A 25804-nucleotide genomic window follows, 5' to 3' on the forward strand; every position below is an offset into this window, starting at 1 on the left:
TCTACAATGAAAGATGCTGACCACCAATGTAATAATCCTCTTTTGTTACCAAAACAGCCTAAAGCACCATTGTTGAATGTTCCATTTGTTATTGTTGTTTTGATAGCACTTTGTTTTTGTATTTATTGCATTCCCCAGTATTTTTTTTCTGATCAGCTCTATATTGAAAGCCTTGAATTTTTTTCGTTTAGGCCCGTCTTATTCAAGGCTGAGCCTTTAGCATTTGCTCACACTATTATGAGTTATTCATTCATGCATGGTAGTTTCGAACATATTGCTATTAATATGGCTTGGCTTTTGGTTTTTGGGTCTCCTTTGGTAAGACATTTTGGCAGTTTACGTTTTTTAATTTTTTGGGTGTTAACGGCAGCTATTTCTGCGTTGACTTATTTTTCATTTCATCAAGCTAGTATGGTATCGCTTGTTGGGGCGTCGGGTGCAATTTCTGGAATGATGGGTGCTGTTGCACGTTACGGTTTTTCCCCTGTTCATTTTGGTTTCAGTACCCAGAATGAAAGATTTTTTGGCCCTTTGTGGTCGATTAAAAAAGCGCTTTGTTCAAGGACGGTGCTTGTTTATATTGGTGTATGGCTAATTGTTAATTTTATTATAGGTATTTCGTCCTCTCTGTTTGAAAGGGGGGATATTTCAATTGCATGGGAGGCTCATATTGGTGGGCTTTTTTCAGGCTTTTTGTTAGTTGGTTTTTTTGATATTTCGCGCAGTAAAGCAAAAATTACGTTCTAAGATATTTATGAGCCACGTAGAGCGCTATTGTTGCTGCGTTTGAAACATTTAATGATTTAATATTTCCGGGCATATCAAGACGTGTTAAGGCGCAAACGGTTTCACGTGTTTTTTTGCGTAAGCCTTTACCTTCTGCTCCTAGAACAAGGGCGATTTTTCTTCCTGTTAATGCTGTTTCTAGGGAATGGTCGCCTTCTGAATCGAGGCCAAGGCTGATAAAACCTGCTTTATGAAGTTCTTGAAGTGTTTCGGCAAGGTTTCGTACGGTGATATAATTAATTATCTCCAAAGCTCCCGACGCGGCTTTAGCAAGAACGCCACTTTCTTGGGGAGAGTGGCGACAAGTGGTAATAAGTGCTCCAGCTTTAAATGCAATTGCAGAACGCATAATAGCACCGACATTATGTGGATCGGTAATTTGATCCATGACAATGACAAGATCGGTATTCGTTAGTTCAGACAATTGGCATGGCTTGAGGGATTCAGTTTCCAAGATAATGCCTTGATGAACTGCGTCACTTCCAACGAGCGAATCAAGTTGTTTGGGTGAGTATAATGTGACGGAACAAGGTAAATCTGATTTGGGTATATTTAATCGCTTTAAGGCATTTAATGTGATATAGAGATGTCCAAAAACTCTTTTAGGATTTTTTAAAGCTGCATTAACTGTATGAAAACCGTAAAGACGGATTGTTCCTTGTCTCAAGGGAGCTGCTTTCTGTTTCAGGTGCGCTGCAGGTCGAAAGGGAAAGCTTTTTTTATCCCGAGATCGATCTTGTAGATGAGCATAGTGAAAATTTTTCGACATTTTTTCTTTCATATCTTCTTTATAGCGTGGTTATGACAAAAGTAGAGAGAAAAAAGTTGTTGTTTGGAAATTATTAGCAGGAAATTTGTACGGAATCGTATTTATTCTGTTGACAGATACGATAGTAACCGGCATAACCACTCCGCAGCCAATTTGCATTGAACAGGTAGTCAAGATTTTGGTTGCAGCGATGCCTCGTCGCGCAACTGTGCCGATGGAATGGAGGGGTGCCCGAGTGGTTAAAGGGGGCGGACTGTAAATCCGTTGCGTATGCTACGTTGGTTCGAATCCAACCCCCTCCACCATTCATCGAAGGAGAGTTATTACGTGGTATGCGGGTATAGCTCAATGGTAGAGCAGCAGCCTTCCAAGCTGAATATGCGGGTTCGATTCCCGCTACCCGCTCCAAGCGTTTATTGATGCTAGATAGTTGTTGATGATTAGGCGAGTAAGCATGATGGGAGGGCCCTTCCATCATACATCATAAATTGGACAGGATTTACTGTCTAAGAGTTGTGATAGATGTATCAAGTTGGTTTAATTCAATTGTGCAAGCCTGTTTCCAGGTGTTAACAAACAAGAGATTAACAGCGATGGCAAAGAGCAAATTTGAACGTACGAAGCCGCATGTTAATATTGGTACGATTGGTCACGTTGACCATGGGAAGACCTCATTGACAGCAGCGATTACGAAATATTTTGGTGAATTTAAAGCTTATGACCAAATTGATGCGGCACCTGAGGAGCGTGCACGTGGAATTACTATTTCTACGGCGCATGTTGAATATGAGACAGAGAAGCGGCACTATGCACATGTTGATTGTCCTGGGCATGCGGATTATGTGAAGAACATGATTACGGGAGCGGCACAGATGGATGGGGCGATTTTGGTTGTTTCTGCCGCTGATGGTCCAATGCCTCAGACTCGTGAGCATATTTTGCTTGCGCGTCAGGTGGGTGTTCCGGCAATTGTTGTTTTTCTTAATAAAGTTGATCAAGTTGATGATGCTGAACTTTTGGAGCTTGTTGAGCTTGAGATTCGGGAGCTTTTATCAAAATATGATTTTCCAGGAGATGATATCCCAATAGTTAAAGGATCTGCGTTGGCGGCACTTGAAGATAAAGATAAAAGCATTGGTGAAGATGCGGTTCGTCTTTTAATGAGTGAAGTTGATAATTATATACCGACGCCTGAGCGTCCTGTTGATCAACCGTTTTTGTTACCGATTGAAGATGTTTTTTCGATTTCCGGTCGTGGAACTGTTGTGACTGGTCGTGTTGAGCGTGGTGTTATTAAAGTTGGTGAGGAAATTGAGATTATCGGCATTCGTCCAACGTCTAAGACGACAGTTACAGGGGTTGAGATGTTCCGCAAGCTTTTGGATCAAGGTCAAGCCGGTGATAACATTGGTGCACTGCTTCGTGGTGTTGATCGTGAAGGGATCGAGCGTGGTCAAGTTTTGGCGAAGCCTGGTTCGGTTACCCCTCATACTAGATTTAAAGCAGAGGCTTACATTTTAACGAAAGATGAAGGTGGGCGTCATACTCCATTTTTTACGAATTATCGTCCTCAGTTTTACTTCCGTACCACGGATGTGACCGGAATTGTTACGCTTCCAGAAGGTATAGAGATGGTTATGCCTGGCGATAATGTCGCTATGGATGTCTCTTTGATCGTTCCGATTGCAATGGAAGAAAAACTTCGCTTTGCTATTCGTGAAGGGGGGCGTACTGTTGGTGCAGGTATCGTTTCTAAGATCATTGAATAAATAATGGTTTAATAATAGTTATTGAAGGTGTATTTAAAGGCATTTTGATTTTAAGAGTTAGGGGTATAGCTCAGTTGGTAGAGCGGCGGTCTCCAAAACCGCAGGTCGCGGGTTCAAGCCCTGCTGCCCCTGCCAGAGATTAGTAGGGTTTTCGTTGGTGAGGAGGTAGATTTAAATTGCTTTTTGTATGGGGCTTGTTTTTTTGTGTGTGAATCGGTATTGAGTAGAAGATGAGGAAACTGTATAAGGCTGAAGGGTAGCATTTTACATTTTTTTCGTTTTTATTTTGTTTTATAAATCACAATAAGGTTAGAAAGAGTATAGTGTACTGATGACATCTAAAACCAATCCCATTACCTTTTTAAAACAGGTTTATGCAGAAACAATTAAGGTAAAGTGGCCTACGCGTCGTGAGACGGTGATCTCTACTTTTATGGTGTTATTGGTGACGTCATTGGCTGCAGCTTTCTTTTTTATTGTGGATCAGATTATGCATTTTAGTGTTTGGCATGGTATTGATCTCCTGAAGTATCTTTTTAATTGATAGTGTAAGGAAGTGTGACTGTGGCTGCTCGTTGGTATATTGTTCAAGCATATTCAAATTTTGAAAAGAAAATAGCGGAAGCTATTGACAAGGAGGCGAAGCAAAAAGGGCTCGATCATCTGTTTGAAAAGATTTTTGTTCCTACAGAGCGTGTTGTTGAGGTTCGTCGTGGTCGTAAGGTTGATACTGAGCGGAAATTTTTTCCCGGTTATGTTCTTGTTTGTGCTGAGTTGACAGATGAGGTTTATCATCTCATTAAGAATACACCTAAAGTGACAGGTTTTTTAGGTTCGGATTCGCGTCCTATTCCCATTTCTGATCGAGAAGCTGAGCAAATTCTTAAACAAGTTCAGGAAGGGGTCGAATCTCCGAAGTCATCTGTATTATTTGAGGTTGGCGAGCAAGTTCGTGTTGCTGATGGTCCTTTTGTTTCGTTTAATGGAATTGTTCAAGAGGTTGAAGAAGAACGCTCTCGTCTTAAGGTTGAGGTGCTGATTTTTGGGCGTCCTACGCCTGTTGATTTGGAATTTGGTCAGGTTGAAAAACTCTGATTAAGCTTAAGGTGTTTTAATCACTTTAAGTAACTGGTGGGAGGTGATTTATGGCTTTTGTCGGCTTAATGATCCGGACCACTCAACTGCAGTCGGTGGCTGGCAAGATAAGTTGTCAGCTTACCGGTAAAATTGAAGGCAGATTATTATGGCAAAAAAAAGTATAGGTCAGCTCAAGTTGCAGGTTCCTGCAGGAGCGGCTACCCCGTCTCCACCGATTGGTCCTGCTCTTGGTCAGCGTGGTATTAATATCATGGAATTCTGTAAGGCATTTAATGCGGCGACCCAGGAAATGGAAAAGGGTGCACCGATTCCAGTTATTATCACTTATTACCAAGATAAATCTTTCACATTTTCTCTAAAAACGCCTCCTGTATCATTTTTCTTGAAGAAGGAAGTAAATTTGAAATCTGGTTCAAAAGAACCTGGTAAAGTGTCTGTCGGAAGGATCTCTCGGGATAAAATTCGTTCAATTGCAGAAGCAAAGATGAAGGATCTTAACGCAAATGACATTGAGGCAGCAATGCGCATGGTTGAAGGTTCTGCTCGCTCTATGGGCTTGGAAGTGGTGGGCTAATGTTATGAGAAAAGTGGCAAAGAGAATAAAAGATATACGTAAAGATATTGATTTTAATGAACTTTACGCTTTAAAAGATGCGGTTTCGATGGTTAAAGAGCGTGCAGTTGCTAAGTTTGATGAAACAATAGAGATTTCCATGAACTTGGGTGTTGATCCTCGTCATGCAGATCAAATGGTTCGAGGTGTTGCTCATTTACCCAATGGGACTGGACGTAATGTCCGTGTTGCTGTTTTCGCACGTGGAGAAAAAGCTGAGGAAGCTAAGGCTTCAGGTGCTGATATTGTGGGGGCTGAAGACTTGTTTGAAAGCATTAATAGTGGGACAATTGATTTTGATCGTTGTATTGCTACGCCGGACATGATGCTTCTTGTTGGTCGTCTTGGTAAGATTCTTGGTCCAAGGAATTTAATGCCGAATCCCAAAGTTGGTACTGTGACACTTGATATTGCCAATACTGTTAAAGCTTCTAAGGGTGGTGCTGTTGAGTTTCGCGTTGAAAAGGCTGGTATTGTGCATGCTGGTATTGGTAAGGCTTCTTTTGGGGTTGAGAAGATAGTAGAAAATATTAAAGCTTTTGCTAGTGCGGTTATTAAAGCTAGGCCGCAAGGTGCAAAAGGTGAATATATTAAGCGTGTTGCAGTTTCTTCTACTATGGGGATTGGAATTAAAGTTGATCCTGCGACCGTTTGTTCAGAGTAGCTATGAGCAGACTTGTAATTTTATTTTTGGGTAGGTGAATATCAAAGTTGTATTTAAAGTGTCGGTTTTTGCCGGCATTGGGCTATCTAAGCTTTATCAAGCTTGGGTTATACCGGAAGAAATTTCGGAATATCCTGTCCGAGATTGTGGGTGATACTATTTGAGTATCTTAATCTAAAGAAAGCCTGCATGAGACTGGAGTAAAAACTGTAAAGTTTAAAAACTTAAAGGGTTTGAGCCAGGGTTGCCTTTGATCGCTGTGCGTGAAAAAGGGGACAGGATCCTCATCGATAGCATGAAATATTTTATGTTATCAAAGGTAACCAACAGATTTGTTTAAAACAAATCTGTCAAATGGAGAGAGACAGTGAATAGAGCGGAAAAACGCGAATTTGTCACATGGCTTAACGAGGCTTTTCGAAAGTCTGGTTCTGTTGTTGTTGCACATTATTCCGGTTTGACAGTTTTACAGATGAATAGTCTTCGTTCGAAAATGGGTGAAGCTGGCGGTGCTGTTAAAGTCGCCAAAAACCGTCTTGCTAAAATTGCTCTTCAGGGCACGGAATCTGAATCGATAGTGGATTTGTTTACTGGGCAGACACTTATTGCTTATTCAGAAGACCCAATTACGGCACCAAAAGTTGCTGTTGATTTTGCGAAAAACAATGACAAATTTGTCATTCTTGGCGGTTCAATGGGTGCAACAAGTTTGAGTGTAGATGCTGTGAAGTCTTTGGCTTCATTGCCTTCATTAAATGAGTTGCGGGCGAAACTCGTTGGTATGATTTCTACCCCTGCAACCCGTATTGCACAGATTGTTAATGCACCTGCTGGTCAAGTTGCACGTGTCATTGGCGCATATGCTCAGGAGAGTAAAACGGCTTAGGCTTGTTTTGTGTTCATGTTGATAGAAGAGCTATGATGATGCTTTTCTGTTTTTTTAAATAAATTCTAAACAATGGTTCGAATCTTTTAATTGAAGGAATTTTAAAATGGCTGATCTAGCGAAGATCGTAGAAGACCTTTCTAACCTAACCCTTTTGGAAGCTGCTGAGCTTTCTAAGTTGCTTGAAGAAAAATGGGGCGTTTCGGCTGCTGCTCCTGTGGCTGTAGCTACTGTTGCGGGTGCTGCTGCTCCAGCTGCTGAAGAAAAGACAGAGTTTGATGTTATTCTTGTTGACTGTGGTGCGCAGAAAATTAATGTCATTAAAGAAGTTCGCGCTCTTACTGGACTTGGCCTTAAAGAAGCTAAGGATCTGGTTGAAGGAGCACCTAAACCTATTAAAGAGGGTGCTTCTAAAGATGAAGCAGAAAAAATTAAATCTCAACTTGAAGCTGCTGGTGCTAAAGTTGAATTTAAGTAATTTAATTTTATCGGTGGGCATTTATGTTCACCGATTTTCTTCTTTCTCTTGAAAAAAGGAAAGGCGATTAATGGAACCCTTTTCTCAACGGTTTAGTAACTGTAACGGATATGTGGGGTTTACTCCTAGTGCCCCTGTCGTGAAGCCAAGTAAGTGGATCGGCTGGTGTTAATTAATGGGGCAAGTTGGTGGTACTCACTATTGAGTATCATAATGAACTGGTCTGCATGTGCAGGTTAATGATGTAAAGCTTTCAAGGTTTAGTCTCCCTTGAAGAGTAAAGATCGAGGAGCGATAATGGCTCAGACCCTAGCAATGACGTCTCAATTCAATGGTCGTAAGCGCGTACGCAAGTTTTTTGGTAAGATTCCTGAAGTGACGGAAATGCCAAATCTTATTGAGGTTCAAAAAGCATCATATGATCAGTTTCTCATGATTGAGGAGCCGAAAGGTGGGCGTCCAGATGAAGGCTTGCAGGCTGTGTTTAAATCGGTATTTCCTATTTCGGATTTTTCCGGTACAGCTATGCTCGAGTTTGTTGGTTATGAATTTGATTTACCAAAATTTGATGTTGAAGAATGCCGTCAACGTGATTTGACTTATGCTGCGCCATTAAAGGTGATATTGCGTTTAATCGTTTTTGATGTTGATGAGGATACTGGTTCGAAAGATATCAAAGATATTAAAGAGCAAGGCGTTTATATGGGCGATATGCCTTTAATGACCACGAATGGTACCTTTATCGTTAATGGTACTGAGCGTGTTATTGTTTCACAGATGCATCGTTCTCCCGGTGTCTTTTTTGATCATGATAAAGGAAAATCGCATTCATCGGGAAAGTTTCTTTTTGCTGCCCGTGTTATTCCTTATCGTGGTTCTTGGCTTGATATTGAATTTGATGCTAAGGACATCATTTATGCTCGTATTGATCGGCGACGTAAGATTCCTATTACGAGTCTTTTGATGGCATTAGGTATGGATGCATCAGATATTTTGTCAACTTTTTATAATAAAGTTGCCTATGAACGGGATGGGGATGGATGGCGCATTCCTTATTCTGTTGCTCGCTTTAAAGGAGTAAAGCTCATTTCTGATCTTGTAGATGCAGACAGTGGTGAAGTTGTTGCCGAGGCTGGTAAAAAGCTAACAGTTCGTGCTGCGAAAGCTTTAGCAGAAAAGGGTCTAAAGGCGGTTAAAATCACTGAGGATGATTTATTAGGGTCCTATTTAGCGGAAGATATAGTTAACTACCAGACAGGTGAAATTTACCTTGAAGCTGGTGATGAAATTGATGAAAAAGCATTAAAAATTTTGTTTGATGTTAGTGCTGACCAAATTAATATTCTTGATATTGATCACATGAATATTGGAGCATATATCCGCAATACTTTAAAGGTGGATAAAAATGAAAGTCAGCAAGATGCGTTGTTTGATATTTATCGAGTGATGCGTCCAGGTGAGCCACCAACAATGGATACAGCAGCAGCTATGTTCCATTCGTTATTTTTTGATCCAGAACGTTATGATCTTTCGGCTGTTGGACGTGTTAAGATGAATTTACGTATGGATCTTGATTGTCCAGATACGGTTCGCATTTTGCGTCAGGAAGATATTCTTGCTGTTGTTAAAATGTTGGTTGAATTGCGTGATGGTCGTGGTGAAATTGATGATATTGATAATCTTGGCAATCGTCGCGTTCGTTCAGTTGGGGAATTGATGGAAAATCAATATCGCATTGGTTTGCTTCGTATGGAGCGTGCGATAAAAGAGCGTATGTCATCGGTTGAAATTGATACTGTCATGCCCCAGGATTTGATTAACGCAAAGCCAGCTGCTGCAGCGGTTCGTGAATTTTTTGGGTCTTCGCAATTGTCGCAGTTTATGGACCAAACCAATCCATTGTCCGAAATTACCCATAAGCGCCGTCTTTCTGCTCTTGGTCCAGGCGGCTTGACACGAGAACGTGCAGGCTTTGAAGTTCGTGACGTGCATCCTACGCATTATGGTCGTATTTGTCCGATTGAAACGCCGGAAGGCCCTAATATTGGTCTGATTAATTCCTTAGCAACTTTTGCGCGGGTTAATAAATATGGTTTTATTGAAAGTCCATATCGCAAAATTATTGATGGTAAAGTGACAACGGAAGTTATTTATCTTTCTGCTATGGAAGAGTCAAAGCATTATGTGGCTCAGGCGAATTCTTCATTAGACGCTGAGGGACGTTTTACAGACGAATTTGTTGTTTGCCGTCATGCGGGGGAAGTTTTGATGGCGCCGCGAGATCATGTCGATTTGATGGATGTTTCACCAAAGCAGTTAGTTTCAGTAGCTGCTGCTCTCATTCCATTTTTGGAAAATGATGATGCAAATCGTGCGTTGATGGGATCGAATATGCAGCGTCAAGCCGTTCCGCTTGTACGCGCTGAAGCACCATTTGTTGGTACGGGTATGGAATCAATAGTAGCTCGCGATTCAGGGGCTGCTGTTAGTGCAAAGCGTGGTGGTATTGTTGATCAAGTTGATGCAACCCGTATTGTTATTCGTGCGACAGAAGATTTAGATCCTTCAAAGTCTGGGGTTGATATTTACCGTTTACAGAAATTTCAACGTTCCAATCAATCCACTTGTATTAATCAGCGTCCTCTCGTGCATGTTGGTGATCGGGTAGAGAAGGGAAATATCATTGCGGATGGTCCGTCTACGGATCTTGGTGATCTAGCTCTTGGTCGGAATGTTCTTGTGGCATTTATGCCTTGGAATGGGTACAATTATGAAGATTCCATTTTGCTTTCCGAGCGTATCGTTGCCGATGATGTCTTTACTTCGATTCATATTGAGGAGTTTGAGGTTGCTGCACGTGATACAAAGCTTGGTCCTGAAGAAATTACGCGTGATATTCCAAATGTTGCGGAAGAGTCCTTAAGGAATCTTGATGAGGCTGGAATTATCTATATTGGTGCTGAAGTTCAGCCTGGTGATATTTTGGTTGGTAAAATTACACCAAAGGGTGAGAGTCCTATGACACCGGAAGAGAAACTTCTGCGTGCAATTTTTGGGGAAAAGGCTTCAGATGTTCGTGATACTTCTATGCGAATGCCTCCTGGGGCTTTTGGGACTGTTGTTGAAGTTCGTGTTTTTAACCGCCATGGTGTGGAAAAGGATGAACGTGCAATGGCCATTGAACGTGAGGAAATTGAACGTTTAGCTAAAGATCGTGATGATGAACAATCAATCCTTGATCGTAATGTTTATGCGCGTCTTACTGATATGTTGACAGGCAAAATTGCTGTAGAAGGTCCGAAAGGCTTTTCGAAAGGCAAGAAGCTTGATAATACGATAATGGGTCATTATCCACGATCGCAGTGGTGGCAATTTACCGTTGAGGATGAAAAGCTTCAAAGTGAAATTGAGGCTTTGCGCAAGCAGTATGATGAATCAAAAGAAGCGTTGCAACGTCGCTTTATGGATAAAGTTGAGAAGGTCCAGAGAGGTGATGAAATGCCTCCTGGTGTCATGAAGATGGTGAAGGTTTTTGTGGCTGTAAAGCGCAAAATCCAACCAGGTGATAAGATGGCGGGACGTCATGGTAATAAGGGTGTTGTATCACGTATTCTTCCAATAGAAGATATGCCATTTCTTGAAGATGGAACCCATGCTGATATCGTCTTGAATCCACTTGGTGTGCCTAGTCGTATGAATGTTGGTCAAATTCTTGAGACACATCTTGGATGGGCATGTGCAGGTATGGGTAAGAAGATTGGCGATTTGGTGGATTTGTATCAAGAAACAGGGGATATATTTCCTTTGCGTCAGCGTATCGAGAATCTTATGCCTGATAATGATCATAATGAACCAGTACGTCAGTACGATAATGAGAGCCTTTACAAATTAGCGCTACAGATGAGGAAAGGCGTTTCAATTGCAACACCTGTTTTTGATGGAGCACATGAAGCTGATATCAACATGATGCTCGAAGATGCGGACTTGGATAGCTCAGGGCAGGTTGTGCTTTATGATGGTCGTACTGGAGAGCCTTTTGATCGTCCGGTGACGGTGGGGTATATTTATATGTTGAAATTGCATCACCTTGTTGATGATAAGATTCATGCGCGTTCGATTGGTCCGTATTCACTTGTTACACAGCAGCCATTAGGTGGTAAGGCACAATTTGGTGGTCAGCGTTTTGGTGAAATGGAGGTTTGGGCACTTGAAGCTTACGGTGCAGCATATACTTTGCAGGAGATGCTGACAGTGAAATCGGATGATGTGGCTGGTCGAACAAAAGTTTATGAGGCGATTGTGCGCGGTGACGATACATTTGAGGCAGGTATACCCGAGAGCTTTAATGTGTTGGTGAAAGAGATGCGTTCACTTGCTCTTAATGTAGAACTTGATGATGCACGTGAGCTTATCGCACAACGAGTATTGTCTGATACAACAGAACAATAATTTAACGAGCGCAGTGGAAAGAGTGCGCTCTGATTGTTCTGATAGGTTAAATAAAGGAATTGCTATTAAGGTCGTACAGACAGTGTTAAAAAGTAGAAACAGATTTTAAATAAAGTCTGTAATAAAATTGATGAGATATTACAATAGGTTCTAAGAATCTTTGAAGGAGAACGGCATGAACCACGAGGTCATGAATCTTTTCAATCCTCAGGCGCCAGCGCAGACATTTGACTCTATTCGTATTTCAATTGCGAGCCCTGAGAAGATTTTGTCTTGGTCGTATGGTGAGATCAAGAAGCCTGAGACTATTAATTATAGGACTTTTAAGCCAGAGCGTGATGGTCTTTTCTGTGCACGTATATTTGGCCCGATTAAAGACTACGAATGTCTATGCGGTAAATATAAACGCATGAAATATAAGGGCATTATCTGTGAAAAATGTGGTGTAGAGGTTACTCTTTCGCGTGTACGTCGTGAGCGTATGGGACACATTGAACTTGCAGCACCTGTCGCTCATATTTGGTTCCTTAAATCATTACCAGGTCGCATTTCCACACTTTTAGATTTGACTTTGAAAGATATTGAACGGGTTCTCTATTTTGAGAATTATATTGTAACGGAATCAGGGTTGACATCCCTTAAGCTTCATCAGCTTCTTTCTGAAGAAGAGTATATGCTTGCTATTGATGAGTTCGGGGAAGATCAGTTTACAGCTATGATTGGTGCTGAGGCTATTTACGAACTTCTAGCTGGTATGGAGTTGGAGAAAATTGCTAATGATTTGCGTGTCGAATTGTCTGAGACAACTTCGGAATTAAAGCAGAAAAAACTGATTAAACGGCTTAAGATTGTTGAGAATTTCCTTGAATCTGGCAATAGACCGGAGTGGATGATTATGAAAACGATTCCGGTTATTCCACCGGATTTACGTCCATTGGTTCCACTTGATGGTGGTCGTTTTGCTACGTCCGATTTGAACGATCTTTATCGGCGGGTTATAAATCGTAATAACCGGTTGAAACGACTGATTGAGTTGCGTGCTCCTGGGATTATTGTTCGCAATGAAAAACGTATGGTGCAAGAAGCTGTTGATGCATTATTTGATAACGGCCGGCGTGGGCGTGTGATTACTGGAGCCAATAAGCGTCCGCTAAAATCTCTTTCAGACATGCTAAAGGGTAAGCAAGGGCGTTTCCGTCAAAACTTACTTGGAAAACGTGTTGATTACTCAGGGCGTTCTGTTATTGTGACAGGTCCTGAATTAAAATTACATCAGTGTGGTCTTCCCAAAAAAATGGCTCTCGAATTATTTAAGCCATTTATTTATGCACGGCTTGATGCGAAGGGATATTCATCAACTGTAAAACAGGCAAAAAAGCTTGTTGAGAAAGAGCATCCAGAAGTTTGGGATATCTTGGATGAGGTTATTCGTGAACATCCTGTTTTGCTGAATCGTGCGCCGACATTGCACCGTTTGGGGATTCAAGCCTTTGAGCCTATTTTGATTGAGGGAAAAGCTATACAGCTTCATCCATTGGTGTGTACTGCTTTTAATGCGGATTTTGATGGTGATCAGATGGCGGTTCACGTTCCGCTTTCTCTTGAAGCACAGCTTGAAGCGCGTGTTTTAATGATGTCGACCAATAATATTCTTCATCCAGCCAATGGTGCGCCAATCATTGTTCCGTCACAGGATATGGTTCTTGGTCTTTACTATCTTTCGATTGTTTCTGAAAAAGAACCAGGTGAGGGGATGGCTTTTTCTGATATGGGTGAGCTCCATCATGCTCTGGAAAATAAGGTTGTAACTCTTCACACGAAAATCAAAGGCCGTGTTAAAAATATCGATAAGGACGGAAAAGAAGTTGCTAAACTTTATGATACAACACCTGGTCGTTTGATTATTGGTGAGCTTTTACCAAAAAACCCGAATATCTCCTTTGATATTGTTAATCAAGAAATGACTAAAAAGAACATTTCTAAAATGATTGATCAGGTTTATCGACACTGTGGGCAAAAAGAGACGGTTATTTTCTGTGACCGTATTATGCAGCTTGGCTTTTCTCATGCTTGTCGTGCGGGAATTTCATTTGGTAAGGATGATATGGTTATCCCTGATAGCAAGTTACGTTTGGTTGCAGAAACGGAAGCTTTGGCTAAAGAGTATGAACAGCAATATAATGATGGTCTGATTACACAAGGTGAAAAATATAACAAAGTTGTAGATGCTTGGGGGAAATGTACGGATCGCGTTGCAGATGAAATGATGAAACGTATTCAGGCTGTCGAATTTGATCCTAAAACAGGTCGTCAGCGGCCAATGAATTCGATCTATATGATGTCGCATTCCGGTGCGCGTGGTTCTGCTAACCAGATGAAACAGTTGGCTGGTATGCGTGGGTTAATGGCAAAACCATCAGGTGAAATTATTGAAACACCAATCATTTCAAACTTTAAGGAAGGCCTAACTGTTAATGAGTACTTTAACTCCACTCACGGTGCACGTAAAGGTCTTGCTGATACTGCATTAAAAACTGCCAACTCTGGTTATCTAACACGGCGTCTTGTTGATGTTGCACAGGATGCTATTATTTCAGCAGTTGATTGTGGTACTGCAAAGGGTCTTACCATGCAGCCAATTGTTGATGCAGGACAAATTGTTGCGTCTCTTGGGCAACGAATTCTTGGTCGCACAGCGCTTGTTGATATTCTGCATCCAGTTTCTGGAGAGGTTATTGTTGAAGGTGGTGTGATGATTGAGGAGACTGATGTTGCTAAAATTGAAGAAGCCGGAATCCAGTCTGTTCAAATCCGCTCTGCTTTGACATGTGAAACGCGCCTTGGTGTTTGTGCCAAATGCTATGGTCGTGATTTGGCGCGTGGGACACCGGTTAATCAGGGTGAGGCCGTTGGTGTTATTGCCGCTCAGTCAATTGGTGAACCAGGAACTCAGCTTACTATGCGTACTTTCCACTTGGGGGGAACGGCGCAGGTTGTGGATTCGTCTCATTTAGAAGCATCTTATGAAGGTACAGTAGAGATTCGTAATCGCAATGTGGTTCATAATTCTGAAGGCCATTTAGTGGTTATGGGACGTAATATGGTTATCCTTATCAAGGATGGATCCGGAAAAGAGCGGGTTGTGCATCGTATTAGCTATGGTGCGCGTATTTTTGTTGATGATGGTGATGTTGTTAAATGTGGTCAACGTATTGCAGAATGGGATCCCTATACGCGTCCAATTCTTACTGAAGTTGAGGGGTATGTAGGTTTTGAAGACATGATTGATGGTTTATCAGTGACTGAAACGGCTGATGAATCTACGGGTATTACGAAGCGTTTAGTGATTGATTGGCGTGCTAATCCACGTGGTGCTGATCTAAAACCAGCCATTATCATCCATGCAGACAAGAAAGGTGAAGCCATTGCCAAATATAAGGGAGGTGAAGCCCGTTATATGATGTCAGTGGATACTATTCTTTCTGTTGAGCCTGGTGCCCATGTTAAGGCAGGTGATGTTATTGCTCGCTTGCCAATGGAAAGTGCTAAAACAAAAGATATTACAGGTGGTCTTCCACGTGTGGCTGAGCTTTTTGAAGCGCGGCGTCCGAAAGATCATGCTATTATTGCCGAAGTTAGTGGTACAATTCAATTTGGTCGTGGTTATAAAAATAAGCGTCGTATTATCATTGAACCAAATGATGAAACTCTCGAACCAGTAGAATATTTGATTCCAAAGGGCAAGTTGTTTCACTTCCAAGAAGGCGACCAAATTGAAAAAGGGGATTATATCCTTGATGGTAATCCAGCTCCTCATGATATCTTGGCGATTAAGGGTGTTGAAGCTTTGGCATCTTATCTTGTTAATGAAATTCAGGAAGTTTATCGTTTGCAGGGCGTTTTAATTAATGACAAGCACATTGAAGTGATTGTTCGTCAAATGTTGCAAAAAGTTGAAATTACTGAATCTGGAGATTCTGGTTATATTCCAGGTGATCATGTTGACCGTATTGAATTAGATGAAATCAATGATAATTTAATTGCCGAAGGGAAAAGACCTGCTTCTGGTAATCCTATCCTGCTTGGGATTACAAAAGCATCTCTTCAAACACCATCCTTTATTTCAGCAGCATCGTTTCAGGAAACAACTCGAGTGCTTACTGAAGCAGCAGTTTCCGGAAAGATTGATACTTTGCAAGGTCTTAAGGAGAATGTTATTGTTGGTCGTCTTATTCCTGCGGGTACAGGTGGTACGATTGCTCAAATTCGTCGTATTGCTGCAGTTCGTGACAATTTGATCGTTGATGAACGGCGCAAATCTAGTGATAGCCAAGTGGCTAAGATTATGTTAACAAATATGACAACCGGAGCAACTGCTGAGTAATTTGAATGCGTGCCAGCAGCGATATAAAAGCGCCTGAATAGAGAATTCAGGTGTTTTTTTTAGATCTTAAAATGCAAAAATAGTGTATTTTTCTGACAAATATGACTGTAAAAACGGTAGGGTGATAGTCGTTTCGAGCACTTTTGAAGCTCATTTTGCTTGTAATGTTTTCTTATGTGATAGCAGCCTTATCTTATCTATTGTTTAATTTATAAAGTTTCTCATGGATAGCAATCAGGTAGAAATTTATCTTCGAGACATTCCAGATCGAAAGATGCTTAAGATAGATATGATTGAGTGCCATGTGTTGAGGAAAAAGGATAGATTATCTGAAAATAAGGTGACTGTTATTTTTGAATAGCTTTAGAAAAATTTTTGATGGTTCTTTGTCTATAAAGATTGAAGAGGTATTATAACGAACGATCAAAAATCTTTCCTGTAATTCGAAAAGTAATCGATTTTCTGCTGTACAATGGTTGCATGATTGGAGAACTTTGTCTTTCCTTATATGAAACGCAGGAAAGCAGAGGATAAAATGCTAACTAAAGTTTTATAAAAGACAGATACATTTCTGATAACAGAATGATAGAATGTACGGATATTATTCAAGTGATGAATTGACACGGGAATTTTTAATAACAGCTCGGACTTTATATTATTGTGAAGAAGAAGGGGTGCTTGTACCTTTCCGCCTTGGGGACGTGCGGTTTTATGCGCCAACGGATCATCATAAATTAAAAACAGATACTACGTGCTAAAAGAGTTAAATTTTCTTTTTCTGAAATATCCGATATGTTGAACATGATTGGAAAACCATTGGATAATGAGAAAAAGCTTAAGGAATTAATTGCAGGGATTAATAAAAAATAAGCTAATTTACAACAGATGCAGGCCGATATCGGTGATCTTCTGCATGATTTAGAACGCACCGAGGAGACTTTTTTAAGAGTTTAGCTGAATTGGGAGTCAATCGTTGATGTTAAAATATATTTCATTCACTCATTTCCGATGATGGTCTTCTTAAAAGAGAGAGGCTGTATTGTTTTCTAATGATAAGCATTGAAGGCATAGAATCTGTAAGTCATTCGGGAATGAGAAGCCTGAATAAAAAGGACTGCGAAGTTTTTTGCAAAACATTGGCGTTGAATAAGAAAGCAATAATGTTCAAACTTATTTTTCAAAAAGAAAGTAAAACCGATGGTGGATTTTCCTATTGATATTTTTCAATCTATTTTGTCGCGAAAGTCAATTCGCGCTTTTACGGATCAGCCAGTTACACGGGAAACGATTAGAGAAGTTTTAAGACTTGCAGCACGTGCGCCATCTGGAACAAATCTCCAACCGTGGCAAGTGATTGTTCTGACGGGAAATGTATTACAGCAAATAGGACAAGAACTCTCACAACTTGTGCTATCAGGAGTAAAAGGAGAACGTGAATATCATTATTATCCACGTCAATGGCGTGAGCCTTATATTTCTCGCCGTCGAAAAGTTGGTTTAGATCTTTATAAGAGTCTTGGAATCCAAAAAGGTGATCAGGAAAAAATGCTTCATCAGAAGGCACGAAATTTTTTATTTTTTGGTGCACCTGTAGGACTCTTATTTACAATAGATCATGACATGGAAATGGGAAGCTGGCTTGATTTAGGCATGTTTATGCAAACCATTATGTTAGCAGCGCGGGGGTTTGGATTAGATACATGTCCCCAAGCTGCTTTTGCTGACTATCATAAACAAATTCGGACATTTTTATCTGTGCCTTCTGATCGGCGTATTATCTGTGGTATGGCACTTGGTTATCGCGACGTAAACGCACCTGAAAACAATTTTGAAACTGAACGCGAACCAATCGAGAATTTTGTACGTTTTATTGAATCCTGTTCATAGAATATTTTTATGTAATTGAGCGTAAGATTTTCAGAACTTAAGATATTATCAAAATATTAGTGGGAATCTTTCATTTTTATTGAATTTTAACATTGCATGTTAATATTTATTTTACTACGTTTCCAGTATTAAGAGAATGATGATTGTTCCGAAATCTTGGGGATTATTATTGATTTTTTTTGAAGGTTAGCTATGGAAAGCGCTATAGAAGTGAAGTGTTGGATGGTAGCAAGACGAGCGACATTCGTGTTTAGTGCTGTCATTTTTTTAGCTTATCTCACAATCTGATTTTAAATGAGACAAAGGCGATAAAAAGGCTTATACTCGAAGTTGGTATTTAATTTTGAGGTGATGAGTGTTTTTATCCGTTTTTGAACTTTTTAAAATTGGTATTGGTCCTTCCAGTTCGCATACAATGGGGCCGATGACTGCTGCTAATATGTTTTTGCAAGAGATTATTGCACGGGATTTTTTTCGGTCATCTTATGCTGGAGTTTCTCATATACGTGTATATCTTTATGGTTCATTGGCTTTCACGGGAATTGGCCATGCTACAGATAGAGCTATTGTATTAGGACTTTTGGGAGAAGGGGCCTCTACTGTGGATCCTGATAAAATGGGGATGTTGTTAGAAAAGGTTAAACGGGAAAAAAAAGTACAACCGGAAGGCCATCCCGCTTATCAGTTTAATTCGCATAGAGATCTTATTTTTGAACGAAAGACAGTCTTGCCTGGACATCCTAATGGGCTTGCATTTGAGGGGCTTGATGCTGATGGAAATGTTCTTTTACGGCAGATTTATTATTCTATTGGCGGTGGTTTTGTTGTGACTGAGGATGAATTAAGCCGTATGAATGGCAACACACAACCAGAAACATCTAAGGTGCCATATCCTTTTGATTCTGCGAGTAAAATGTTATTAATGGCTGAAAAGTCAGGACTTTCAATTGCTGAAATGAAGCGTTTTAACGAAGAAACAAAGATGGAGCGTTCTGCTCTTGATACTGGGCTTGATGAAATTTTTTCAGCTATGATAAATTGTATTGATAGAGGGCTTTCACAAGAAGGTGAGTTGCCGGGCGGATTGCGCGTTCCAAGGCGTGCTAAAAAATTGCACGATAAGCTTTTGGAAAATCGCAAAAAGAATCGAAATCACCCTATCTGGGCAAATGACTGGCTTTCTGTGTACGCTATAGCGGTGAATGAGGAAAATGCAGCAGGTGGTCGTGTTGTTACTGCACCCACGAATGGCGCAGCTGGTATTGTGCCTGCAGTTTTGCGTTATTATCTTCAATTTAATGATGGTTCAGATCGAGAGGGAATACATAATTTTTTATTGACAGCAGCAGCTATTGGTGGTGTCATTAAACACAATGCTTCTATTTCTGGTGCAGAAGTTGGTTGTCAAGGGGAAGTTGGAACGGCATCTTCAATGGCAGCCGCAGGGTTGACTGCAGCGTTGGGTGGTACACCGGCTCAAATTGAAAATGCCGCGGAGATTGCACTTGAGCATCATTTGGGAATGACATGTGATCCAGTTGCAGGTCTTGTACAGGTTCCTTGTATTGAGCGCAACGCAATGGGTGCTGTTAAGGCGGTGACTGCTTCTTCTCTTGCGTTGCATGGTAATGGAAGACATTTTGTTTCTCTTGATGCTTGTATAGAAACAATGCGCCAGACCGGATATGATATGAGTGAACGCTATAAAGAAACGAGTAAAGGTGGCCTCGCAGTCAATGCAATATCCTGTTAAAATGCGCAACAATATTTTAATCTGATAAATTTCTTACAGCTTGTTTATTGATAAAAGAGTTGCACTTTAAAATTGCTTTGTGTGTTGAAAAGAATACAAGTTTAGAAAAGGACTTAGGTGATTTTGCGTAACATCTATGTCACGTGGGTGCCTTTATGAGTTATTGAAGAGGATTTTCCTCATTGAGTTACGCACAGCAATACCCAATAAGAAGAGTTTGCATATAATAGGGAAGCCAACTTTTTTCTTATGAAAAGGTATCAAGAGTAATCTTTGATATTAGATCCAAAAGTGAGCTAATATCTGGTATTTTCGACGTATTTTTTGGAAGATTTTATTGAGAAGCTGAAAACGCTTACTCAGAGAGTTGAATAGAAACTTGCAGTACATCTTGCAGTACATTTTATAAATTTAAGGAAGACGTGTGTCTGCAAAAGGATTTGTTAAGATGGTAGACAATACTGGGCATAAAGGCTCTTTAGCAAAATAACTCTTACGGAAATTGCTTATAGAGTTAACCATTTGTTGCACCTAGACAAATTTGAATAGGCACACTATCGGTTTGGCTTGTAACGCGTAAATGAATACGTACAGGAGGCATTGCGAGACGGCGATTCCGTGCTGTTTGACAAATGAGAAGGTTAATAAGAGACTGCGTATCTAGAGCAGAAGGAGTATACTTTAGGCCAGCAAGTTTTGTTGCAGCATTATGGAGGGAACGCAATGAGAGGAGAGATGATTGCTTCAATAATTTTTCTTTTCCAGTAGATGAAGCAAGAGCATTATGTGTCATGATATTATCCTTAACGCAGAATTCAAAAACTTTTAATGAGCTACTACAGTATAGCAGTTAAAATTTGCTTTCTTTAACGTAGAACAAGCATTAAATGCAGCTTTTTTTGATTGAAAGCCTATAAATCGTGCACGGTAATAGCGATGTCCACTTTTTTCAAAGAGTTGCATATGTGAAGATGCATGCTTTAAAGCGGAATAGGCTGTGTTTTTTGCTTTTAAAAGCAAAGTCTTTGCTTGTTCTTTACTAGGAAGAGAACCAATTTGGATGGCCCATCCAGCGTTTGTAGGCAAAGAGGCCGTAACAATTTTATCAGTTCTAACGGGTGGAACTTTTTGAGGGTTAGGGATTGGTATAATTGCTTGGTTTACAGCGGCTATTGCTATATTAAAATCTTTAGGTTGTTCTGCAAATGCTGTCAATATAGTAGAAATTTCATCATCGGAATCTGTGGGATCAGCTTTAACGGTGGGTATAGGAATATTGGCGCCGGTGGGTAAGTTATAGTGTGCAGAAGCCATTAAACGTCCATCATTTTTCATGCTGTTTGCTTTGGGTAAATATTGGCTCAATAAGTTGGCCATGTGTCTATCGCGTGCGGTAGACGATTTACCTCCCATAACGACAGCGACGAGAGAGCGTCCTTCAATACGCATCGAAGTTGCTAAATTAGAACCTGACATTTGTGTGTAACCTGTCTTGATTCCATCGACGCCCTTCATTGTTTTGAGCAATTTATTGTGGCTTTTAACGGTATGTCCACGAAAAACAAAACTTTTTATTTTGAACAATTTATACTGTTGTGGAAAATGTTTGCGTAGGGCTAATGATAAAGTGGCCATGTCTCTTGCTGTAGAATAATTGCGCAAATCCGGGAGTCCTGAAGCATTTGCGAAATGTGTATTTGTCATACCAAGTTTGCGAGCTTTAGCTGTCATCATTCGTGCGAATTTTTTTTCATTGCCACCAAGATATTCAGCAATTGCAGTAGCAACATCATTTGCTGATCTTGTAATGAGTGCTTTAGCAGCTTCTTGTGCAGAAATTGTTTGGCCTGCTTTAAGTCCAAGTTTTGTTGGTGGGCGTGCTGCTGCATTACGTGAGACAGGGATTGGCGTATTTGGTGTTACACGGCGCATATGCATAGCTTGAAAGAGCATGTAAAGCGTCATCATTTTTGTTAAAGAAGCAGGGTAACGCTTCAAAGTTGCATTGGCTTGAAATAAGGTTTTTCCTGTATTTGCATCTATAACGATAGCAGCATACTTATCAGGATAGACTTCTTGAGGAGTAGCTGATGCGCAAAAGCAAGAAAGAGCTAAAACAATAAAAGCAATTGCTACTTTTTTATAGCAATGCACAATTTTTGGGCAGTTAATATACACTTGCAGTATCCTATTTCTCCATTTATTCTGAAACTTCTGTAAAACTCTTTTTTGCTGCAACTTTTTGATACAATTTAGACGAATGGTATTACTAATTTATTTACAAAAAGCATTTTGGGAATTTGCATATTTGACCTAATTCTAACCATAAAAGAAAGTTTTCTTCTTCTTTACACACACAGCTGTTGCGCTAGCTATGAAAAGACTTAAGAATAAAAGGTTTGTTGCACGGGAGATGATGATGCTACAGAAGCTAATGACAAATCCTATACTCCATATTATGCAAAATGAAAAGGGCAAGAATTGGGATGAAAGCAGGCACGATGCTGTTATAATACCTAAAATGAGATCAAAACTTCAAAAGCCTAAGCTATATCGTGTGTTTTTATTTAATGATGATTATACACCTATGGATTTTGTTGTTTTTGTTTTGAAAAACTTTTTTAAAAAACGTTTCGAAGACGCAACGCATATTATGTTAAATGTTCATCAGAATGGTGTAGGTGAATGCGGAATTTATAGCTATGAAGTAGCTGAAATGAAAGTAATACAAGTTAGGGAGTGCGCACGTCAAAATGAACATCCATTACAATGTGTAATGGAATGGAAGTGAGGGGTTATGCCATCTTTTACACCTAGTCTTGAAGAGGTTTTGCATCGCGCATTAACAATTGCTACTCAAGCGCGACATGAATATGCAACATTAGAGCATCTTCTCCTTGCTCTGCTAGATGATGCTGATGCAAATTCAGTTATTCGCGCTTGTCAAGTGGATGTGGAAGAATTGCGAGAGCGCTTAACCAGCTATATCCAGTCAGAATTGGATGCGCAGATTAGAGCTAATGAAGATACGAAACCAACAACATTTTTCCAGCGTGTTATCCAACGTGCAGTGATTCATGCTCAGTCAGCTGGAAAAGACGAAGTGTCGGGGGCAAACGTTCTGGTTGCAATTTTTTCTGAACGTGAAAGTCATGCAGCATATTTCCTTCAAGAGATGGGGATGACACGCTATGATGTTGTGCGTTTTATTTCACATAGTATCACGCGTGATGATGGATTATCTATGTTACTTGAGGATCTTGAAGAACAACTGGATCAGCAGATATCAGACAATGGTGAAAATGTAACAAGTGCACTGACTGCTTATTGTGTTGATCTTAATTGTAAAGCACGCAATGGAAAAGTTGATTTATTAATTGGTCGTGAAGCGGAAATTTCACGCATGATTCAGGTTTTATGTCGAAGATCAAAAAACAATCCGCTTTTGGTTGGTGATCCAGGGGTTGGAAAAACAGCTATAGTTGAGGGTTTGGCGAAACGTATTGTTGATAGACAAGTACCTGAAATTTTATCAAACGCAACGATATTTTCCCTTGATATGGGAGGGCTTGTTGCTGGTACACGCTATCGCGGTGATTTTGAAGAACGGTTAAAGCAAATTATTAAAGAATTTGAGCAATATCCAGATGGTGTTTTATTTATTGATGAAATTCATACGTTGATTGGAGCAGGGGCTACATTGGGGGGGAATATGGATGCAGCAAATCTTTTAAAACCTGCATTATCCTCTGGAACTATTCGATGTATTGGTTCGACGATTTACAGGGAGTACCGCAGAATTTTTGAACAAGATCGAGCTTTAGAACGTCGTTTCCAGAAGATTGATATTAGCGAGCCTTCTGTTGTTGATGCGATTAAGATTTTGCAAGGACTAAAGCCTTATTTTGAAGATTTCCACCAAATTAGATATACTGATGAGGCGATGAAGGCATCCGTAGAATTATCTTCACGTTATATGATTGATCGCAGGTTACCTGATAAAGCAATTGATGTTGTTGATGAAAGTGGTGCGGCGCAAAAGCTTTTGCCAAAAAAACAACGAAAAAAGAGTATAGGTGTCAAAGAAATTGAAGCCACTGTTGCCGCTATGGCAAGAATTCCGCCAAAGACAGTTTCTAGCAATGACCAGAAGATGCTTAGCAAGCTTGAAAGAGAGCTCAAGCATGTTGTTTATGGACAAGATCAGGCAATTTCAGCATTAGTATCGTCAATTAAATTAGCGCGAGCAGGACTGCGCGAATCAGATAAACCAATAGGAAGTTATTTATTTTCAGGACCAACAGGTGTAGGAAAAACTGAAGTTGCAAAACAGCTTGCATCTTCGTTAGGAATTGAACTGTTACGTTTTGATATGTCAGAATATATGGAACGTCATACAGTGGCACGCCTAATTGGTGCTCCTCCAGGTTACATAGGGTTTGATCAAGGAGGTCTTCTTACAGATGCTGTTGATCAGAGGCCTCATGCAGTTTTATTGCTGGATGAGATTGAGAAAGCGCATCCAGAGTTATTTAATATTTTATTGCAGGTAATGGATTATGGGAAGTTAACAGACCATAATGGCAAAAAAATTGATTTCCGCAATATCATTTTAATTATGACAACCAATGCTGGTGCTTCAGATATGGCAAAGTCAGCTATCGGATTTGGCAATGTGCAACGTGATGGTGATGATATAGAAACAATCAACCGTTTGTTTACACCGGAATTTCGTAATCGGTTAGATGCGATCATTCCGTTTGCCCCTTTATCTCAGTTAATCATTAATCAGATTGTGCAAAAGTTTATTTTTCAGCTTGAAGCACAATTGGCTGATCGGAGAATTTGTTTTGAATTAAGTCCTTCTGCAATGGTTTGGCTTGGTAATAAAGGATATGATTCTCAGATGGGTGCACGCCCATTGGGTCGTATTATACAAGAACATATTAAGAAGCCATTGGCTGATGAAATTTTATTTGGAAAGTTGCGCAATGGTGGCATGGTTCGCGTATTAACTCACAAACCAAGTGGAGAAAAAGAGAAGCTGCAGTTAAAAATTTCATCTTCCGATGTATCTGTTAATTTAAAGAACAGCAAAACGGCACGTTTTACAAAAAAACAGGTGGGAAAAAAAAGCTCAGCAACTTAAGAGTACTTTAAAGAGCAGCTCGGATTTTTTTTGCGTTCTCTTCAAGTATTTCTGTAGGCGTTATAATATTATTATGGGGGGTAAGCTCTATTCCTTCCATACGTGGAATAACATGGAAATGGAGATGATAAACGGTTTGTTGGCTAGCAGCTTCATTAAATTGCATGACTGTTACACCATCTGCTTGAAAGGCTTTTTTGACGGCATTGGCGATTTTTTGGACAACTTTTATAACTGGAAATAATGTTTCAGTATCTGCATCTAGTAGGTTTCTAGAGCCTTTGCGGGGAATAACCAATGTATGGCCTGGTGCTTGTGGCATGATATCCATAAATGCAATGACATCATCGTCTTCATACACACGAACAGAAGAGATTTCATTACGAATTAATTTAGCAAAAATATTGTTATTATCATAAGCTTGTTTCATACAAATATTTCCTTTTAGTCATTTTGATTCAGAGTCTTAATTTCAAAATAAAAAAGGCTAGTGGAATATTCGTCAAGGAGTTTTTTTACATTCAGTTTTCGCTTTTGGTAGGTGCATCTCCATGGATAAAGATTTAGGTTTCTATGATGGCTTCAACTTCTACTGGAACGTTCATAGGAAGAGAGGCAACACCAATAGCAGAACGGGCATGTTTTCCAGCTTCACCAAGGATATTAACGAAGAGATCAGAAGCTCCATTGGCAACAAAAGAAATATCGGTAAAATGAGGGTCTACAGCAACAAAAACAGTGATTTTTACTACACGTTTTATTTTATTTAAATCCCCCAAAGCTGCCTTGATTTGTGCGAGGATGTTAATAACACAAACTTCGGCTGATTTTTTTGCTTGTTCGGCGTTCACGGTTGCACCAACTTTACCAATTGCTATTGGTTTTCCATCGAAAAGAGGAAGTTGTCCGGAGATGAAGAGTTGCTTGCCGCTTTGTGAAACTGTTGCATAATTGGCAATGGGTTGTGTTGCTTCAGGAAGAGTGATTCCGAAATTTTTGAGATGGCTTTCAATCGCATTGATCATAATTTAAACTCCATAGCTATTCTATAATACATCCACTGCATAAACTATTTTTCGATTTAAGGAAATGTGTGGTTAATTAAGAAGTTAGCCTTTT

General features: G+C 40.1%; 20 protein-coding genes and 3 tRNA genes. 18 read left to right on the forward strand and 5 right to left on the reverse strand.

All coding sequences use genetic code 11. The annotated features are described in order from the left end of the window. The first annotated feature begins 6 nt into the window (after positions 1–6). Positions 7–747, forward strand: a complete 741-nt coding sequence (locus MF1_RS02675) for a rhomboid family intramembrane serine protease (RefSeq protein WP_042995393.1) — start codon at positions 7–9, stop codon at positions 745–747. Here the strand turns inward: MF1_RS02675 and MF1_RS02680 are convergent. Then, on the reverse strand, positions 737–1567 hold the full coding sequence (locus MF1_RS02680) for a TrmH family RNA methyltransferase (RefSeq protein WP_014924151.1): 831 nt from the start codon (positions 1565–1567) through the stop codon (positions 737–739). The two genes, MF1_RS02675 and MF1_RS02680, sit on opposite strands and share 11 nt — an antisense overlap. Positions 1568–1664: 97 nt before the next feature. On the opposite strand from MF1_RS02680, the gene MF1_RS02685 reads away from it, so the two are divergent. The 15 genes from MF1_RS02685 (at position 1665) to MF1_RS02760 (ending at position 19536) form a co-directional block, all read left to right on the forward strand. Next, entirely contained in the window at positions 1665–1814 is a 150-nt protein-coding gene (locus tag MF1_RS02685) for a hypothetical protein (protein ID WP_155245244.1), read from the forward strand. Next, positions 1777–1860: transfer RNA gene (locus MF1_RS02690), tRNA-Tyr, on the forward strand. Before MF1_RS02685 ends, MF1_RS02690 begins: the two co-directional genes overlap by 38 nt. A gap of 29 nt (positions 1861–1889) precedes the next feature. Beyond that, a tRNA-Gly gene (locus MF1_RS02695) sits at positions 1890–1963 on the forward strand. A 185-nt stretch (positions 1964–2148) separates the two neighbouring features. Beyond that, complete coding sequence (tuf, locus tag MF1_RS02700) at positions 2149–3324, forward strand: elongation factor Tu (RefSeq protein ID WP_011179553.1); 1176 nt, start codon at positions 2149–2151, stop codon at positions 3322–3324. 59 nt (positions 3325–3383) lie between these two features. Further along, positions 3384–3459 (forward strand) — tRNA-Trp (locus MF1_RS02705). Positions 3460–3655: 196 nt separating this feature from the next. Continuing rightward, entirely contained in the window at positions 3656–3868 is a 213-nt protein-coding gene (secE, locus tag MF1_RS02710) for a preprotein translocase subunit SecE (protein ID WP_011179462.1), read from the forward strand. 20 nt (positions 3869–3888) lie between these two features. Then, positions 3889–4419, forward strand: a complete 531-nt coding sequence (nusG, locus tag MF1_RS02715) for a transcription termination/antitermination protein NusG (protein ID WP_011179461.1) — start codon at positions 3889–3891, stop codon at positions 4417–4419. Positions 4420–4567: 148 nt separating this feature from the next. Continuing rightward, on the forward strand, positions 4568–4996 hold the full coding sequence (gene rplK, locus MF1_RS02720) for a 50S ribosomal protein L11 (protein WP_011179460.1): 429 nt from the start codon (positions 4568–4570) through the stop codon (positions 4994–4996). 4 nt (positions 4997–5000) lie between these two features. After that, complete coding sequence (gene rplA, locus MF1_RS02725; protein ID WP_161510756.1) at positions 5001–5699, forward strand: 50S ribosomal protein L1; 699 nt, start codon at positions 5001–5003, stop codon at positions 5697–5699. Between the two features lie 367 nt (positions 5700–6066). Next, a complete protein-coding gene (rplJ, locus tag MF1_RS02730; protein ID WP_161510405.1) occupies positions 6067–6585 on the forward strand; it encodes a 50S ribosomal protein L10 in 519 nt (172 codons plus the stop codon). A gap of 106 nt (positions 6586–6691) precedes the next feature. Next, positions 6692–7063, forward strand: a complete 372-nt coding sequence (gene rplL, locus MF1_RS02735; RefSeq protein WP_011179457.1) for a 50S ribosomal protein L7/L12 — start codon at positions 6692–6694, stop codon at positions 7061–7063. A gap of 297 nt (positions 7064–7360) precedes the next feature. Continuing rightward, complete coding sequence (gene rpoB, locus MF1_RS02740; RefSeq protein ID WP_161510406.1) at positions 7361–11512, forward strand: DNA-directed RNA polymerase subunit beta; 4152 nt, start codon at positions 7361–7363, stop codon at positions 11510–11512. 175 nt (positions 11513–11687) lie between these two features. Further along, positions 11688–15896 carry a DNA-directed RNA polymerase subunit beta' gene (gene rpoC / locus MF1_RS02745; protein ID WP_042995392.1) on the forward strand — a complete coding sequence of 1403 codons (4209 nt, stop codon included), beginning with the start codon at positions 11688–11690 and terminating at the stop codon, positions 15894–15896. A 1197-nt stretch (positions 15897–17093) separates the two neighbouring features. Then, positions 17094–17783 carry a nitroreductase gene (locus MF1_RS02755; protein WP_161510407.1) on the forward strand — a complete coding sequence of 230 codons (690 nt, stop codon included), beginning with the start codon at positions 17094–17096 and terminating at the stop codon, positions 17781–17783. Between the two features lie 355 nt (positions 17784–18138). Then, a complete protein-coding gene (locus MF1_RS02760; RefSeq protein WP_014924145.1) occupies positions 18139–19536 on the forward strand; it encodes an L-serine ammonia-lyase in 1398 nt (465 codons plus the stop codon). 514 nt (positions 19537–20050) lie between these two features. Here MF1_RS02760 and MF1_RS02765 read toward each other — a convergent pair. Further along, positions 20051–20329, reverse strand: a complete 279-nt coding sequence (locus MF1_RS02765) for a hypothetical protein (RefSeq protein ID WP_014924144.1) — start codon at positions 20327–20329, stop codon at positions 20051–20053. 32 nt (positions 20330–20361) lie between these two features. After that, complete coding sequence (locus tag MF1_RS02770) at positions 20362–21714, reverse strand: D-alanyl-D-alanine carboxypeptidase (RefSeq protein ID WP_161510408.1); 1353 nt, start codon at positions 21712–21714, stop codon at positions 20362–20364. A 241-nt stretch (positions 21715–21955) separates the two neighbouring features. Here MF1_RS02770 and clpS point away from each other — a divergent pair, with 241 nt between their 5' ends. Both clpS and clpA read left to right on the forward strand, forming a co-directional pair. Further along, the gene (gene clpS, locus MF1_RS02775; protein WP_174235349.1) at positions 21956–22327 is read left to right on the forward strand and encodes an ATP-dependent Clp protease adapter ClpS; all 372 of its coding nucleotides are present in this window, start codon (positions 21956–21958) and stop codon (positions 22325–22327) included. Positions 22328–22333: 6 nt separating this feature from the next. Beyond that, positions 22334–24685 (forward strand): ATP-dependent Clp protease ATP-binding subunit ClpA, encoded by a 2352-nt coding sequence (gene clpA, locus MF1_RS02780; RefSeq protein ID WP_161510409.1) that lies wholly within the window; start codon positions 22334–22336, stop codon positions 24683–24685. A gap of 7 nt (positions 24686–24692) precedes the next feature. Here clpA and MF1_RS02785 read toward each other — a convergent pair whose 3' ends face one another. After that, the gene (locus MF1_RS02785; protein WP_014924140.1) at positions 24693–25115 is read right to left on the reverse strand and encodes an HIT family protein; all 423 of its coding nucleotides are present in this window, start codon (positions 25113–25115) and stop codon (positions 24693–24695) included. 133 nt (positions 25116–25248) lie between these two features. Next, positions 25249–25710, reverse strand: coding sequence for a RidA family protein (locus MF1_RS02790; protein ID WP_014924139.1), 462 nt, complete (start codon positions 25708–25710; stop codon positions 25249–25251). Positions 25711–25804 lie beyond the last annotated feature (94 nt).

Origin of the sequence: Bartonella quintana, from assembly GCF_009936175.1 — a bacterium.
Lineage (GTDB): Bacteria > Pseudomonadota > Alphaproteobacteria > Rhizobiales > Rhizobiaceae > Bartonella > Bartonella quintana.

Bases quoted from the DNA above. Each gene is read 5' to 3' on its own strand.
- MF1_RS02675 (WP_042995393.1), top strand. From the start codon at position 7: ATGAAAGATGCTGACCACCAATGTAATAATCCTCTTTTGTTACCAAAA.
- MF1_RS02680 (WP_014924151.1), bottom strand. From the start codon at position 1,567: ATGAAAGAAAAAATGTCGAAAAATTTTCACTATGCTCATCTACAAGAT.
- tuf (WP_011179553.1), top strand. From the start codon at position 2,149: ATGGCAAAGAGCAAATTTGAACGTACGAAGCCGCATGTTAATATTGGT.
- secE (WP_011179462.1), top strand. From the start codon at position 3,656: ATGACATCTAAAACCAATCCCATTACCTTTTTAAAACAGGTTTATGCA.
- rplK (WP_011179460.1), top strand. From the start codon at position 4,568: ATGGCAAAAAAAAGTATAGGTCAGCTCAAGTTGCAGGTTCCTGCAGGA.
- rplA (WP_161510756.1), top strand. From the start codon at position 5,001: ATGAGAAAAGTGGCAAAGAGAATAAAAGATATACGTAAAGATATTGAT.
- rplL (WP_011179457.1), top strand. From the start codon at position 6,692: ATGGCTGATCTAGCGAAGATCGTAGAAGACCTTTCTAACCTAACCCTT.
- rpoB (WP_161510406.1), top strand. From the start codon at position 7,361: ATGGCTCAGACCCTAGCAATGACGTCTCAATTCAATGGTCGTAAGCGC.
- rpoC (WP_042995392.1), top strand. From the start codon at position 11,688: ATGAACCACGAGGTCATGAATCTTTTCAATCCTCAGGCGCCAGCGCAG.
- MF1_RS02755 (WP_161510407.1), top strand. From the start codon at position 17,094: ATGGTGGATTTTCCTATTGATATTTTTCAATCTATTTTGTCGCGAAAG.
- MF1_RS02765 (WP_014924144.1), bottom strand. From the start codon at position 20,329: ATGACACATAATGCTCTTGCTTCATCTACTGGAAAAGAAAAATTATTG.
- clpS (WP_174235349.1), top strand. From the start codon at position 21,956: ATGCTACAGAAGCTAATGACAAATCCTATACTCCATATTATGCAAAAT.
- clpA (WP_161510409.1), top strand. From the start codon at position 22,334: ATGCCATCTTTTACACCTAGTCTTGAAGAGGTTTTGCATCGCGCATTA.
- MF1_RS02785 (WP_014924140.1), bottom strand. From the start codon at position 25,115: ATGAAACAAGCTTATGATAATAACAATATTTTTGCTAAATTAATTCGT.
- MF1_RS02790 (WP_014924139.1), bottom strand. From the start codon at position 25,710: ATGATCAATGCGATTGAAAGCCATCTCAAAAATTTCGGAATCACTCTT.